A 14,848-nucleotide genomic window follows, 5' to 3' on the forward strand; every position below is an offset into this window, starting at 1 on the left:
AGAGAGAAGACGGACAAACCCCGTTTTACGGGGCATGCACATGCGGCATTTCGATTCACTCAAAACTTTCCCCGGACAGCCCTGCCCCTTGCGGGGGAGATGCCCGGCAGGGCAGAGGGGGGGGTGTGAAGGATCGCGGCGTAACAATCTTCAGTTCACCACCGACAAATGCCTAATTCGCCGAGCCCAGCGCCTTGTCCAGCGCCTCCTTGACATCGGCCGGCCATGTCGCCACTGCCGGCCAGGCGTTCGGCTCGCCATTGTCGCCGCGGCGGGCGAAGTAGAGCTTGTGCTTGGCCGGGTCGACCGCCATGAAACCGTCATTGCCGCCGCAGTCATGCGGCACACAGCCGCTGGCGTAGAAGGCGCCCGACGCTGTCTTTTCCGTGCCGCCGCCGACCAGCAGGCTGGTCGCCATGTCTGGCATGTCCTTGCCCAGCAGCTTTTCAGCTTCCTTGTAGACAGCCTCGTTGTGGAAGGCGTCGATGATGTTCTGGTACTTTTCCGGATCGATGTCCTTCCAGTCCGTGCCGGGTTCCGGCATGTAGGTCAGATTGCCCGAAATCGTCAGCCCGTCGGTCGGCGACCATTGCAAAGCCGGCTTCTGGTCGCCTGGCAACAGATAGGGCACGAAATAGATGGCGTTGTCGGACACCGCCGATGGCGGCGCGCCGCAATCGTCCTGCTCGACTGTGGTGCTCTGGATGGTGCCGCCTTCCGGCTTCCAGACGATCACTGTCGCCGGCCCGCATTGATTGCCGCCATCGCCGACATCGAACAGCGCCACCTTGACGCCGCCGACCTCGACTATTCTGTCGAAGAAGACATCATAGTTGGTGGCCAACTGCTTGCCGTCGAAGGCAAGCACCTTCTCCCCGTCCTGTTCCGGTTGGGTGATGGTCAGCTGGCCGCCCTCGAATGGCACAGGCGCTTGGCTGTCGTCATCGGAAGCGTCGGCGGCGTCCGTTCCCTGGTCGGTGGCAGGCTTTTCGGCCGCCGGCGCCGGCGCGGCGGGCGTCTGTGTCTGGGCGTGGCCCACGGCAGTCAGCAGAAGAAACGCCAACCCGCAAGTGCCGGCAAGAAGCGAACGAGTCATGACTGTCCCTTCACTCAGTCGCAACGAACCCGGCTTGAAAGCCGCCGGGGCCTATCTCTCCCGGAGCGTGCCGCTCAGGCCCACGGGCGCTGTTCGGCGTTCTTCTTCTCGAACGAAGCGATGGCGCCGGCCTTTTCCATGGTCAGGCCGATGTCGTCGAGCCCGTTGAGCAGGCAGTGCCGCTTGAAGTCATCGAGGTCGAACGTGACCACGCCGCCATCCGGTCCGCGGATTTCCTTGGCCTCGAGATCGACCGACACCGTGGCGTTGGAACCGCGTGACGCGTCGTCCATCAGCTTCTCGAGATCGTCGGGGCTGACGGTGATCGGCAGAATGCCGTTCTTGAAGCAGTTGTTGTAGAAAATGTCGGCGAACGAGGTCGAGATGACGCAGCGAATGCCGAAATCGAGCAGCGCCCACGGTGCATGCTCTCTGCTCGAGCCGCAGCCGAAATTGTCGCCGGCGACCAGAATCTGCGCCTTGCGGTAGGCCGGCTTGTTGAGCACGAAATCCGGATTTTCCGAACCGTCGTCCTTGTAGCGCATTTCGGCGAAAAGGCCGGTGCCGAGCCCGGTGCGCTTGATCGTCTTCAGATAATCCTTGGGGATGATCATGTCGGTGTCGACATTGACGATCGGCATCGGAGCCGCGACGCCGGTGAGCTTGGTGAATTTTTCCATGGCTTTTGCCCGTGTTTTCGTTGCGGGGGAATTTGCTGACGCCGGTTTACACAATGCCGGCGGCAAATAAAAGGCAACTGTTTGTGCGCGGCGTATGGCGGCGAACCCGCCCCGTCTTGACCGGGGGCCTCCAGCATGTAGCTGGCGCTCTTCCCCTGAGCTACGGGCTGCCGGGACGGCTTTACCATGCCGCATGCCAAACTGAAACACTTCAAAAAGTGGCTTCGAAATGCTCGCCCGCTGGTGCACTCTGGCAGATTGAGAATTCGCACGTCCTCTATGCCAGCGAGCCGCAGCTCGACATCGCCGAATTCCGTCGCGTGCTGGTGGACTCCGGTCTTGGCGAAACGCGTCCTGTCGATGACGACGCTCGCCTCCAGACGATGCTTTCAGGCGCAAACCTGGTCCTGACCGCGCGTCTCGACGTGGAGGGCAAGCCACTGATCGGCGTTATCAGGGCGCTCACCGACTTTTCCTGGGTCTGCTACATCTCCGAACTCGCCGTTTCCCAATCGGCGCAGGGGCTCGGCATCGGCAAGGGCCTGATGGACGAGGCGCGCCGGCAACTCGGACCGTCCGTCGCCATCAGCCTGATCTCCATGCCCGATGCCGTCGGCTTTTACGAGCGCATCGGCATGAAGCGCATGGCCGACGCCTTCTGGTTCGCCCGCAAGGGCTGACTGCGGTCACTTGACTTGCAACACTAGCGGGACAGCACCCCCCTCTGGCCTGCCGGCCATCTCCCCCGCAAGGGGGGAGATAGCAACTTCGACGCTCCGCTCATTCTTGCCACGCTGGAGATTGGCGAAAGCGGTTGAGCGCGTAATCTCCCTCCTTGCGGGGGAGATGGCCGGCAGGCCAGAGGGGGGTGGGCGGGAACTCGACAGAACGGCTTTATTCTGCGACGCCCCCGTCTCAAATCACATTCAATTCCCGAAACGCCCGCCCCTCCGCAATCCGGCCATAGCCGAACGCCGAACAGTCCACCGTGCGATAACCCCCATGCATGATCAGCTCGGCCAGCGCCTTGCCGACCGCCGGCGCCTGCTGCAGGCCGTGGCCGGAGAACCCGTTGGCGAACAGGAAGTTGCCGACCTGAGGATGCGGGCCGATCACCGCGTTCTGGTCAAGCGTGTTGTAATCGTAGTGGCCGGCCCAGGCGCGCGTCGGCTTGATCGCCTCGAAAGCTGGAATGCGGGTCGCCAACACCGGCCAGATCACCTCTTCGAAAAGCGGCCAATCAACCTCGAAATCCCCAGGGGCGGCCGGGCCATCGCCCTCTTCCGGTTCGGCACCGCCGGTGAGATAGACCGAGCCTTCCGGGCGCACATAGATGCCGGAGGGATCGACCAGCAGCGGCATGTCGGCGTATTTTTCGCGCGCCTCGAAAACGAAGACGTTGCGTTTGCGCGGCTCGACCGGCAGCGCCAGGCCGGCCATGCCGGCCACCTTGCCGGCGTTCGGTCCAGCGGCATTGACGACGATGCCGGCTTCAAGCACCTCGCCATTGTCGAGCCTGACGCTGGTGACGCGGTTGCCGTCGCGCGCAATATTGGTGACATCAGCGGTGATGAAATCGACCTTCTTCTCGCGCAGCGCCTTGCGGAACAGCATCAGCATCGCATGCGCGTCGAACCAGCCCTCGCCTGTCCGGCCATAGGCACCGGCGGTGATGCCTTCGGCCGATAGCCACGGGAAGCGGCGCACGAGCGCGTCGGCGTCCTGGAGAACGATGTCGGCGCCCTCGGCCATCTGCGCGTCGTGATTGGCCTTGAGGATCGGCAGCCCGTCCTCGCCGGCAAGGATGAGATAGCCACCCTCGCGAAAGCCGATATCGGCATCCGCGCCGAACTCTTCCTTCAGCCGCCGGAACAGTTTCAGCGTGAACTGCGACAGCCGGATGTTTTCCGGGATCGAGAATTGCTGGCGGATCGAGGCCATGGATAGCGTCGTTGCCGCGTGGGCGAACTGCGGATCGCGCTCGATCAAGGCGATCGAGCCGGAAAACCCTTCCTCGCGCAGATAATAGGCGACCGAGGATCCGACGATGGCCCCGCCGATGATGACGATGTCGTAGCGCACTTTTTTCTCCGATCCTTTGCCCGCGTCCTCACGCGACCGGCAAAATGATCTCGAAGCGCGTGCCGCGTTCGGAGTCAACCAGTGCGATCATACCATCATGCGCTTTCAGGAGGGCCAGGACGATGCCGAGGCCCATGCCGGTGCCGCCCGAATCGCGGCGCGTGGTGAAGAACGGCTCGAAGATGCGCGTCCGGTTGCTCGGCGAAATGCCGGCACCATCGTCACTGACCTGAATGGCCGCCTTGCTCCCGGCGCTCGCCGCCGTGACCGAAACCTGCGTCGCGCCGTGCCTGGCCGAATTGTCGATGAGATTGGCAAGCACGATTGCCGCGTTCTCCGCCGATATGCGCAAGGCCAGATCGCCGCCCGCCTCGACGCGGACCGCCAGCCTGTTGTCCACCGGGAGCAGCGCCAGCGCCGCGCCGATCGAGGTGCTTTCGCCGCTCGGCGCCAGGTTTTCGGCGCGCGCCAGGTCAAGCAGGCGCCGCACCAGCAGATTGAGCCGCCCGGCATCGGTGACGATATTGTTGGAAAAGCGCCGACGCTCCGTATCGTCCATCGCGCTTCCTGAATCGCGCAGCAGCTCGGCCGCACCCTGGATCGCCGTCAGTGGCGATTTGAGTTCGTGCGAGACATGGGTGGCAAACGTCTGGATGGAATCCGAGCGCGCCTGCAGTTTTTCGGCCATGTCGAGGAAGGCAGCGGAAAGCTCGGCCATCTCGTATGTGCCGTGGTGGTCGAGCGGCCGGATTGCCTCGCGGTCGCCGGCGGCGATGCGCTTGGTGCGGTCGATCAGCGCATAGATCGGCCGGCTGACGGTGCGCAGGAAAACCAGGCCGATGAGCAGCGTGCCGCCGAGAATGGCGATCGCCGCCAACGTCACCTTGCCGCGCTCGCCATAGAGATGTTTCATGATGTTGTTGGGCGTCCGCGACACATAGACGACACCGGCGACTCGGCCATCGACGGCCACCGGCAAGGCGACGAAGACACGCACCTTGGTGCCGCGGCTGACCGAATAGAGCGGGGGCGCCGGCTGGTCGGGGATGCGCAGCCTGAGCGCACTGGCGTAGCGGCCGGCGAGTGCCTCGCGCACCTCTTCGACATCGCCAAGCGACTGGCCGACCTCGCCGCGCCCGGCAATGACGACGCCTGTGGGGTCGAGCAGCCGGAAGCCGGCCAGCGTGGTTTTCTGGGTGGCGTCGAGAATGCCGGACAGGCGGATGCCGATCGCGGCGAAGGCTGGGTCGGCGGTCGCAGTCACCGCCGCCGGCCGCGTGGGAAGCACGTAGTCCGAGGCAAGATCGAGTTGCGGCTCGATCGGCCTGTACAGGTCCGGATTGGCACTTCGGCTCGCATTCCCACCCGCCTGTTGCATCGATGCGCCGAGTTTGTCCGGAGCAATGCCGGCGTCACGCACGTCCTGCGCATAGATGGCGGCGATGGCGGCACCTTGCGCGATCAGCTCCGCCTCGGTCTGGCGGATCAGCTGATTCTCGTAGAGCCGGAAGAAGAACAGGCCGACCAGCGGCAAGGCCATCACCAATATCAGGATGGCGACGACGACCGTGGCGAGGCGAGGCCGCCATTTGCGGCCGATCCACTTGCTGGAAGTCAGCCGCATCGGCCGAGCCGGAAGCCGACGCCATGCACGGTCTCTATGACCTCAGGGCAACCCAGTGCCGCCAACTTGGCGCGGATGTTGCGGATATGGCTGTCGACGGTGCAGTCGGCGACATGGATCTTGCCTGCGTAGGCGCTGGCCATCACCGCGTCGCGGTCGAGCACATGCGTCGGCCGCGCCAGGAACCCCTTCAGGATCGAGAACTCTATTCCTGTCAGGGCAAGCGGCTTGCCGTCGAAGCTGGCGGCATGGCTGGCCGGCGCCAAAGCAAGCTTGCCATGCACGAACTGCCGGTCGTCGACCGGTTCGGGCGGCGCCGGGCGGGCGCGCCGCAGGATGACGTTGACGCGGGCCACCAGTTCGCGCGGGCTGAACGGTTTTGTCACATAATCGTCGCCGCCCATTTCGAGCCCCAGCACCCGATCGATTTCTTCATCCCTCGCGGACAGAAACAGCACCGGCACATCGGATGTGTGCCGCAGCCGCCGGCAGACTTCCAGCCCGTCCATCTCCGGCATGCCGATGTCGAGCACGACGAGATCGGGTGCCCGCCGCCCGATCGCTTGCAGGGCGGCCGCGCCGTCGGCCACTCCTTGCGTTTTCATGCCGGCCTTCTCCAGCGCGAAGCAGATCACCTCGCGGATATGCGGATCGTCGTCGGCGACGAGGATGTGATGCGGCATCGATCAGCGGCCCGGCAAATGGGATTCGATATGGTCAGGAACCACGGGCGGACCCCTGGTGTCGAGAGTGCGCAGCAGCCGCCAGTCGAGGGAACGCCCCTGGCCGGTCATTTCGAAGGAATGGCGACATTGTGATTGGCAATCAGCGCGGCGAAATTGATGAAACAGCCGGCATAAAGCGTCAGAGATAACGTCGGAAGATTGGCCGACAGCAGCCATTCGTTGGATCTTCCCAGCGCGATGCGGGCGGCAAGCAGGAAGGCGAACAGGAAAACCGTGATCCCGGCGGGTTGGCCATAAAAGAGAAATTCCGCAAGTCCTGGCAACAGCACGGCAACGCCGAAGCGGCCGCAACAGCTCGGCACGGCGGTGAACGGCAAAGTCATCACCTGGCTTCCCTGATGGCTTCGAGCCGGATTGGCGCCGGGCGCTTGCGGGCAAAGGGAATGAAGGTTGCGACGAGACACGCGCGCGGCGGATCGGCCAGCCACCAGCCTTCACTGCGCAGCCGATAGGGGAGGGACCAACGGAGTTTTTCTCGCTTTTGCATGCCGGCTGTCTCGCACGCCGGCGAGGAAACGGTGCGGCGGATGCGAGGAGGTTTCCCGCAGGCTTGTGCAGTTTTCGTGCAGGGCTGGGGCAACCACTTCGAACTGGAATTTGCCCACCCTTCCAGAGGTTGGCGCCGCCCCTCATCTGCCTGCCGGCATCTTCTCCCCGTAAACGACGGCCTCCGGGAACTTCTCAGCTTTCTGAAGTTCGAGCGTCTGCCGCAACAGCATGTCGTCGGCCTTCGCGCGAGACAGGACAGCCAAGCGAGGCGATGTCAGGCGGTCACCAGGGACAACAGAATGGCCGATAACCGGCACACAACCTTGCCATCACATACTCCTCCTGAAGAACACACCTAGTGCGGTGCCGCGCCGCGCCGCTCGAGCGCGGTCTTGCGGATGATTTCCGCGATCTCCGGGCTGCTGCTGCACAGCATCTGGAAATCCGCCGAGTGCAGCGACAGGAGCGAGACCACCGTTGCGGCGCTGACGGTCGCCGAGCGCGGTTCGCCGCTGATCAGCGCCATCTCGCCGAAGAAGGCGCCAGGGCCAAGCTCCACCGGGTTCGGCGTCGCGACGCTGACGCGCCCCTCCACGACGAAGAACATCTGATCACCGGTTTCGCCATTGCGGCAGATCACGGCGCCCGCCGGCATGACGCGAGGTCTTAACGCGCGCACGATCTCGACTAGCGCGGCCGGGCCGAGCTTCTGAAACAACGGCACGGCGGCGACCAATTGCCAATTGCGAACGAAATCCTCGCGACGCACTTCTTGATAAAAGCCGGTGGCAAGAATGCCAGCCCAGAGTGCGAAGATGCCGATGCCACTCATCATGACCATCCCGGCCAGGACGCGGCCGGCGAAGCTTTGCGGAATGGCGTCGCCATAGCCGGTGGTGGACAGCGTGACCACCGCCCACCACATTGCCTGGGGGATGCTGCCGAACTTTTCCGGTTGGGCGTCGCGCTCGATGACATAGGCCGCGAGCGCGACACCGAACAGAACGACGCCGAAGAGCGTCGTGACGCCGATCAGGTTGCGCGCTTCGTTGGTCAGGATCCTGCCCAGCAGCGGGAAGAAAGTCGAGTCGCGCAGAGGTTTCAGCAGCCAGACAGCACAGTAGAGGCTCCGGTCGGGCATGCCGACGAGTAGAAATGCGGCAAGCGGAACCAAAACCGCGAGCACATCAATTGCGATTGCCGGCGTCCTGTCCCGAACGTCTCCCGCCCGGCGCTTGAGCAGCGTCTCGGCCAGTTGCAGGAGATAGACGCCCCAGATGACCGCGAGGACCGCAGCCAGAGCCAGTCTGCTTCGTTCGGACATGCCCGGCGTCGTGAGCGTAGCCACCGCCACAAGCCCAATCGCAGCCAGCAGCGCGTTGAGCGGCGCGTAAATTCTTAAGAAAGGCAGTGCCGACATTCTATGCTCACGAGCGGTTACCAGCCTCCAAACTAGGATGTCTTCAAGGCAAGCGCAAAGGTGCCGCCGTCGCCGCGATGTGCATCACCAACGGTGAACTCAGATATCCCGGATTGCTTCGTGAGCGGACGTGAACAGACAAGCCACAACCGACGAGAATGACCCAATCCGGACATTGCAATGGGTCCGACGGAAAAACTGAAATATCGGGCCGTCGTTTTCACTCGAGCCCGATCCACACAAAGCCGTCCTGCTTTCGGCAAGGATATACGATCAGCTTTGCGCGGTTCTTCGAAATGTCACCCAAATATTCAAGTCCCGCCCTGGTACCGTCGTGCTCCAACTTGGCCCACTGCCTGATTTCGCCGGTAAGCAGGTCGAAACAACTCTGATGCCAGCGGCAGACCAGGCCGAGATCTGCTGTGATCGTGCTCCCCGTGTGTGGGAGCTGCAGCGCCTCGACCTGAGCGGAACTTCGGCGTTCGTAGAGCGGCAGATGAAGATGCGGGCAAGCATTGTTGAAGGCGCAATAGTTGTCGGATCCACGAACGACGACGATATCGTAATCTTCAAAATCGAGAATCCGACGTTCGTAGGGCTGAAGCTCGTCTTCGGAAAAAGCGCGAACCCACCTCCTGCCGCCCTGACGGATGGTTTCGCGAAGCCCCTTGGCATTCAGCTCGGCGTCAATTTCGGGTTTCAGCCTGACGATTTCGAACAGGCTTGTACGCTCGCCGGTACCGCGAAGGCGTACCCTGACGAAGTCGCCGATTTCCACCTTTTCGGCGATCTGGTCGCGGAGGGCCTCGGATATCAGCAAGCGCGTACCGGCATCTTTATTGGCGGACTCGACCCGGCTGGCCAGATTTACAACGTCGCCGATGGCCGTGAGACGTTCGTGTCCAGCAAAACCAAATGTGCCGATGACGGCTTCGCCGTAGTTGAGGCCGATACGAATATCGAAATCGATGCCATACATCGAGGCAAAGAACGGCTTCAGACGATCGACTGTGGCGAGGGTCTGAAGTGCGGCGTTCACGGCGCGGAGCGGAGCGTCTGGCTGGTCGTCGATACCGAATATTGCCATCAGCCCATCGCCAATCAGTTTGTCGATGAAACCGCCATTCTGCTCGATGATGTCGCCGACCTGGGCGAAGTAGCGATTGAGCAGATACATCACGTCATAGGGGGAAAGCCGCTCCGACAGCGCTGTGAAATCTACAATGTCGCTGAAGAAGACCGCAACACGCCTTGCTTCGCCGCAACGCGTCGCGGCAGAAGCACCAAGCTGGCTGGTGATCATCATGTCGGTTTCGTCTAGCACGAGGCGTCGGACGCGAAGCTCGCCTTCCGGCCGGAGTTGACAGGCCAGCCGAACCTCATCGGCCAATCTCAACCGGTTCGCCATCTGGGTTTCGTCGGGATTGCGGTCAGGGCAAGCCTCAATGCCGTCGAGAACCCAAACGCGACATGTCGAGCATTTCGCCCTGCCGCCGCATGCGTGGGCAAATGGCACGCCCGATCTGAGAGCAGCCTCAAGCAAGGTCTCACCTGCGGCCACGTCAAAATCCACTCTGTCGGGTAAAGCGGTTGCTTTGGTCATATCACCGAACACCGGTCCGTCGCGTTAACTGGCTGTCAGTGTAGCACCAATCGGCTCGGGCGGTGGAATCGTGCAAAATTCGGGCACCGACGAAGCCGAAATGGTTTCGTTGCGAGGACCGGACCGTAAGCCGTTGCAGCGGCAGCGACCGCTTGCCGAGCGGACAACGAGGGTTCATCACGGCGGACCGTGTGGCGGGGAACGGCCCGATCCTGGCCGGGCGGTGCCTGAAGCCTTCGGATGAAGGGCAAAGTCGATGAGTTCGCGGATAACTAGGCGATCTGCGGTTTTCTGCTAATACAAATTGAAAATTGCGCCGTCATGTTTCACAACAGGTCGGTACAGCCAGGGGGTTCCGAAGCCTGCGGGTTTGTCACGGTCCTCAAGGCGAGAATTCGAAAAGACGTTCAATAATGACCCAGCACGCAGAAAATGCTCGAATTCTCATGTACAGCCACGACACGTTCGGGCTTGGCCACTTGCAGCGCTGCCGGACGATCGCGCATTCGCTGGTCGAGGATTTCCGGGGACTTCAGGTGCTTATCATTTCGGGTGCGCCTATAGCGGGCGCCTTCGACTACCGCGCCCGTGTCGACTTCGTGAAGATCCCCAGCGTCATCAAATTGCGCAACGGCGAGTACACCTCGCTGGAAAAGGATATCGATCTGCATGAGACGCTAAGGATGCGCCAGTCGATCATCCGCCACACAGCCGAGACCTTCCGGCCGGATATCTTCATCGTCGACAAGGAACCGCTCGGCCTGCGCGGTGAGATTGAGGACACGCTGTCCTACCTCAAGACGCGGGGAACCACGCTGGTGCTTGGCCTGCGCGAGGTGATGGATGCGCCGCATCTGCTCGAAGCAGAGTGGGCACGCAGGGATGTGATGCGCAAGATAGGCCTGTTCTACGACAAGATCTGGGCCTATGGTCCGCCGGATTTCTACGATCCGTTGACCGGCTTGGATGTGCCGCCGGTTGTCAGGGCAAAGATGAGATTCGTCGGTTTCCTGCAACGGAGCCTACAGCGGAACGAGTTGCCCGGCCACCGGCCCGAGGGCGATTATATCCTCGTTACCACCGGTGGCGGAGGCGACGGCGCCGAACTGATCCACGACGTCATCGATGCCTATCAGCAGGATCCGCAATTGCAACACAGGGCGTTGATCGTCCTTGGACCTTACATGCCGGCGCGCAAGCGCAACAAGCTGATCAAGAAGGGGTCCAAGATCCCCTACATCAAGATCATCGAGTTCGACAACCGCATGGAAGACCTGATTGCCGGCGCCAAGGCGGTTGTGGCGATGGGCGGTTACAACACCTATTGCGAGATACTATCTTTCGACAAGCCGGCGCTGATCGTGCCGCGCGTCGAGCCCCGCGAGGAACAACTGATCCGCGCTCGGCGCGCAGCCGAACTCGGCCTCATCGAGATGTTTTTGCCGGAAGAAGCCAAGGACTCCCAGCGGTTTGCCGATGCACTGGTGGCACTGCCGGACTGGCCCCGCCCATCACAGAGCAATCCGCATCTGACGCTGGAAGGGCTGCCTCATATTTCCGAAATCGTCGCGGAACTGCTCGACCGGCGGCCCGGCCATCGCCTGTCGGTCATTGAAGGAATGAACTGACTTGCGACATCGCAAGATTGTCGTGGTTCTGAAGGGCTATCCGCGCGTATCGGAAACCTTTATCGCGCAGGAACTGCTCGGTCTGGAGCGCGCGGGGTTCGAGCTGATACTCGTCGCGCTCAGGCGGCCGACCGACGCAAAACGCCACCCCGTGCATGGCGAGATCAAAGCGGCCGTCCATTATCTGCCGGAATATCTGCATGAAGAGCCGCTTCGCGTGCTTCGCTCGCTGTTTGCTTGTTTGCTGCGGCCGGGCTTCTGGCGCGCGCTCGGATCGCTGGCTGCCGATATCCCCCGCGACTTCACCCGCAATCGCGTGCGCCGTTTCGGGCAAGCGCTCGTGCTGGCGGCCGAATGGCCGAAAGACGCGGGATGGTTGCATGCACATTTCGTGCACACGCCGGCATCGGTGACGCGCTATGCCAGCCAGCTTCTTAGCCTGCCCTGGAGCTGCTCAGCCCATGCCAAGGACATCTGGACTTCGGCGGATTGGGATTTGGCTGGCAAGCTTTCCTCGGCGCGCTGGACGGTCACTTGCACGAAGACCGGCTTCGACCGTCTGACGGAACTTGCTAACGGCAACTCGTCTGTGCATCTGAGCTACCATGGGCTCGACCTCGATCGTTTCGGCAGTTTTGGCGAGGCGCGAAAGCATCATGACGGCTCGGCGCTGGACGAACCGGTTATCCTTCTGAGTATCGGGCGCGCCGTTGAAAAGAAAGGCTACGATACCTTGTTGGAGGCTCTTGCCCTCTTGCCTGGCGATTTGGCGTGGCGTTTCGAGCATATCGGCGACGGCGAGGAACTGGAACGGCTCAAGGTACTGGCGCAAAAGCTGGGACTGAGTGGTCGCGTCGCTTGGAAAGGCGCGCTCGCGCAGGAGGAGGTGCTTGAGCACTACCGCTGCGCCGACATCTTCGCCCTGGCCTGCAGGATCACCGCTAATGGCGACCGGGACGGTCTGCCGAATGTCCTGATGGAGGCGGCTAGCCAGCGGCTTGCCTGCGTGTCGACCAATATTTCCGGCGTGCCCGAGATTTTATCGCCGGATGAAACCGGGCTGCTGGTTCCGACGGAAAATCCAATTGCCCTGGCACAGGCGCTGGAGCGCCTGATCCGCGATCCCGTGCTGCGCACCCGCCTCGGCGACGCAGCAGAGCGGCGCGTGCGCGGCAATTTCGATCATCTGGCAAGCATTGGACAGCTCAAGGAACTGTTCGAGCGCGAGTGGCGGGCCGCCGATTGACCCGGCTGCGCGCCTTCCTTTATGTCCAGCACCTGCTCGGTATCGGTCATCTCGCGCGCTCTAGTCGTGTCGCGGCGGCTCTGGTCGATGACGGGTTTGACGTAACCGTTGTGACCGGCGGAGCGCCGGTCGCGGGGTTTCCGGGACTCGGCGTAAAATCTGTAACCTTGCCACCTGTCACCTCCGGTGATGAAGGATTTTCCGGACTTGTCGATTTGCAGGGCAAACCCATCGACGATGATTTCAGGAAACGGCGTTCAGAGATGCTGCTGCAGGCATTCCGGGATTGCAGGCCGGATATCGTCATTATCGAGGCGTTTCCATTTGGACGCCGGCAGATGCGTTTCGAACTCTTGCCGCTGCTCGAGGCCATCGACGCGACGTCGCCCAGACCGCTGCTGGCGACGTCCGTGCGTGATATCCTTCAGGAGCGCGTCAAGCTCGGCCGAAACGAGGAAACGGTCGATCTCATCAACCGGCATTTCGACCTTGTCATGGTCCATGGCGACCCGGCTTTCGCAACCATCGACAAGACATTTCCACTGGCTGGGGCGATCAGGGCCGAAGTCACCTATACAGGGCTCGTTGCCGCGCCGCCATCGCCCGTGGGCTCCGACCGCTTCGACGTTCTGGTGTCGGTTGGCGGCGGGGCTGCCGGAAAGAGCCTTGTCGGCTCCACCGTCGCAGCGGCTCGGAACGCCAACAACGGTTGGAAATGGTGTTTGATCACCGGCCCAAACCTGCCGAAACACGAGTTTGACGCGATCGCAGGCGATGCCACGCCGGGCCTGTCCATCTTCCGGTTCCGCGAGGATTTCGCCAGCCTGCTGACCGGCGCTCGCCTGTCAGTGTCGCAGGCGGGTTACAACACGGTCTGCGATGTCCTGCGCGCGGGTTGTCGCTCCCTGCTCGTTCCATTTGCAGCTGGCGGGGAAACCGAACAAAACGTTCGCGCCCTGATGCTCGAAGAACTCGGTCTTGCAACGGTGCTGATGGAAAAGGACCTAACGCCTGAAGGTTTGACGCAAGCGATCGAACAGGCGCTTGTGGCACCGACGCCATCCGCGCATCGTCTCGATTTAGAAGGCGCGCGTCACTCGGCGCAAATCCTGCGCGAGCGGTATCGAACATGGTCCCTAAAAATGCGGCCCGGTTTCGGAAAAGCTGATGATCAAACGGACTTTGGATCCTAGTCTTGGTCTAGACCGCTCCAATCAGCATGAAGCGCGTATAATTTTTTGTCGGCAATTCGCCGGAGAACCGCACCTCGCGTAGTGCCGCCATTGCTTCGAAGGCTGCCAGCGAAGCCACGCAGTTAATGTGCGTCGGCTCGCTAAAATAGTCGTTCGATTGCAGCAGTACATTCGTGCCCCGCGGAAGCAGAGCAAGCCAGGCGCGCAGATCGGCTATGTGTTCGCAGCTCGTATTGACCGTCAGGTCCGGCCGCCCGGCCGCATAGTCGAGCGCGTACATATCTGCCGTCAGCGCCCGGAACCGGTCGCCGGCGTCCCGGTTGAGAGTCCCGGCGACCGGCGCGACTTCGGGATCGATGTCGATGCTGTCGACCGACGCGATGTCGAAGCGAGCGTCGTTGAAAAGCATTGCGGGCAATACGCCGTACCATCCACCCAGAACCCATATGCGCCCGAACTGGCCGCCGCAGCTTTCGAACAGCCTATCGAGCGCCCACATCTTGCAGGCGACCTGCTTGTGGTTGAAGGCGTTGGCGATATCGGCCTTCGGATGCTTGCTGATGACGCGCGCCAGTCCGGCAACGAGAGGGTCGTTGACATAGGCAGCAATTCCCCGCGTGAGATCCAGGGCATGTTCGTGCCAGTCCATGCCGGCATTGCGTGGTTGCGTGACATCCATCATATTCGTCTTGTATGTTGGGATTTCGGGCGACACAACGCAATCTTGCCTCCCGCAAGGCTGTTCGTTCCGCGGACGTGATCATGCTGCAAGCCGCTTCGCCATTGCCCGATGCCGGAGAGAGCTGGCTGCGTCTGTCCGGACCATCGGCGTCCATCCGCCAGTACCAGCCGCGCAGCTGCAGCCTCGTGCTCGCCTATTCGCCAAAACCCCACGGAAGCCGCGAACCGTCTGAGCGCAGGACAATCTCCCTGCACTGCAGCTTTGAGATTGTCGTTGACGACGAAGAAATTGCCGATATCTCATTCGCCAGCAGGTGCGTCTCCATCCCGCATCCTTCCAACTGAAGGATCCACAGTCTC

General features: G+C 62.0%; 15 protein-coding genes and 1 pseudogene. 5 read left to right on the forward strand and 11 right to left on the reverse strand.

What is annotated here, in order from left to right; translation table 11 throughout:
- Window positions 1-172: 172 nt before the first annotated feature.
- Window positions 173-1,096, reverse strand: coding sequence for an Ivy family c-type lysozyme inhibitor (locus tag NKJ89_RS22170; protein WP_352605613.1), 924 nt, complete (start codon window positions 1,094-1,096; stop codon window positions 173-175).
- Window positions 1,097-1,170: 74 nt separating this feature from the next.
- Window positions 1,171-1,776, reverse strand: a complete 606-nt coding sequence (gene leuD, locus NKJ89_RS22175) for a 3-isopropylmalate dehydratase small subunit (protein ID WP_352605615.1) — start codon at window positions 1,774-1,776, stop codon at window positions 1,171-1,173.
- 218 nt (window positions 1,777-1,994) lie between these two features.
- Between leuD and NKJ89_RS22180 the strand changes: the two genes are divergently transcribed.
- Entirely contained in the window at window positions 1,995-2,456 is a 462-nt protein-coding gene (locus NKJ89_RS22180) for a GNAT family N-acetyltransferase (protein ID WP_352605617.1), read from the forward strand.
- Between the two features lie 235 nt (window positions 2,457-2,691).
- Here the strand turns inward: NKJ89_RS22180 and NKJ89_RS22185 are convergent, their stop codons facing one another.
- From NKJ89_RS22185 to NKJ89_RS22220, 8 genes and pseudogenes are all read right to left on the reverse strand, one after another.
- Window positions 2,692-3,858, reverse strand: coding sequence for an NAD(P)/FAD-dependent oxidoreductase (locus tag NKJ89_RS22185; protein ID WP_352605619.1), 1,167 nt, complete (start codon window positions 3,856-3,858; stop codon window positions 2,692-2,694).
- A gap of 28 nt (window positions 3,859-3,886) precedes the next feature.
- Window positions 3,887-5,482, reverse strand: coding sequence for a sensor histidine kinase (locus NKJ89_RS22190; RefSeq protein ID WP_352605621.1), 1,596 nt, complete (start codon window positions 5,480-5,482; stop codon window positions 3,887-3,889).
- The gene (locus NKJ89_RS22195) at window positions 5,473-6,165 is read right to left on the reverse strand and encodes a response regulator transcription factor (protein WP_352605622.1); all 693 of its coding nucleotides are present in this window, start codon (window positions 6,163-6,165) and stop codon (window positions 5,473-5,475) included. The genes NKJ89_RS22190 and NKJ89_RS22195 overlap by 10 nt, the downstream gene beginning before the upstream one ends.
- Window positions 6,166-6,272: 107 nt before the next feature.
- Window positions 6,273-6,551, reverse strand: a complete 279-nt coding sequence (locus tag NKJ89_RS22200) for a DUF4153 domain-containing protein (RefSeq protein WP_352605624.1) — start codon at window positions 6,549-6,551, stop codon at window positions 6,273-6,275.
- Window positions 6,551-6,715 (reverse strand): hypothetical protein, encoded by a 165-nt coding sequence (locus NKJ89_RS22205; protein ID WP_352605626.1) that lies wholly within the window; start codon window positions 6,713-6,715, stop codon window positions 6,551-6,553. The genes NKJ89_RS22200 and NKJ89_RS22205 overlap by 1 nt, the downstream gene beginning before the upstream one ends.
- Before the next feature lie 357 nt (window positions 6,716-7,072).
- Complete coding sequence (locus tag NKJ89_RS22210; protein WP_352605628.1) at window positions 7,073-8,137, reverse strand: cyclic nucleotide-gated potassium channel; 1,065 nt, start codon at window positions 8,135-8,137, stop codon at window positions 7,073-7,075.
- 220 nt (window positions 8,138-8,357) lie between these two features.
- Window positions 8,358-9,440 (reverse strand): adenylate/guanylate cyclase domain-containing protein, encoded by a 1,083-nt coding sequence (locus tag NKJ89_RS22215; RefSeq protein ID WP_352605712.1) that lies wholly within the window; start codon window positions 9,438-9,440, stop codon window positions 8,358-8,360.
- Window positions 9,441-9,500: 60 nt separating this feature from the next.
- Window positions 9,501-9,740: pseudogene (locus NKJ89_RS22220) on the reverse strand (2Fe-2S iron-sulfur cluster-binding protein); the annotation flags it as partial.
- Between the two features lie 413 nt (window positions 9,741-10,153).
- Between NKJ89_RS22220 and NKJ89_RS22225 the strand changes: the two are divergent.
- The 3 genes from NKJ89_RS22225 to NKJ89_RS22235 are packed head-to-tail and all read left to right on the forward strand — an operon-like array spanning window position 10,154 to window position 13,807.
- Window positions 10,154-11,368 (forward strand): glycosyltransferase family protein, encoded by a 1,215-nt coding sequence (locus NKJ89_RS22225; protein WP_031261200.1) that lies wholly within the window; start codon window positions 10,154-10,156, stop codon window positions 11,366-11,368.
- A gap of 1 nt (window position 11,369) precedes the next feature.
- Window positions 11,370-12,614, forward strand: a complete 1,245-nt coding sequence (locus NKJ89_RS22230; RefSeq protein ID WP_352605630.1) for a glycosyltransferase — start codon at window positions 11,370-11,372, stop codon at window positions 12,612-12,614.
- Window positions 12,611-13,807, forward strand: coding sequence for a glycosyltransferase family protein (locus NKJ89_RS22235; protein WP_352605632.1), 1,197 nt, complete (start codon window positions 12,611-12,613; stop codon window positions 13,805-13,807). Before NKJ89_RS22230 ends, NKJ89_RS22235 begins: the two co-directional genes overlap by 4 nt.
- Window positions 13,808-13,814: 7 nt before the next feature.
- On the opposite strand, the gene NKJ89_RS22240 is transcribed toward NKJ89_RS22235, so the two are convergent.
- Window positions 13,815-14,486 carry a class I SAM-dependent methyltransferase gene (locus NKJ89_RS22240; protein ID WP_352605714.1) on the reverse strand — a complete coding sequence of 224 codons (672 nt, stop codon included), beginning with the start codon at window positions 14,484-14,486 and terminating at the stop codon, window positions 13,815-13,817.
- 83 nt (window positions 14,487-14,569) lie between these two features.
- Between NKJ89_RS22240 and NKJ89_RS22245 the strand changes: the two genes are divergently transcribed.
- Window positions 14,570-14,833, forward strand: a complete 264-nt coding sequence (locus NKJ89_RS22245) for a hypothetical protein (RefSeq protein WP_352605634.1) — start codon at window positions 14,570-14,572, stop codon at window positions 14,831-14,833.
- The last annotated feature ends 15 nt before the right edge of the window (window positions 14,834-14,848 follow it).

The sequence above is a fragment of the Mesorhizobium sp. M0047 genome (assembly GCF_040323315.1).
Lineage (GTDB): Bacteria > Pseudomonadota > Alphaproteobacteria > Rhizobiales > Rhizobiaceae > Mesorhizobium.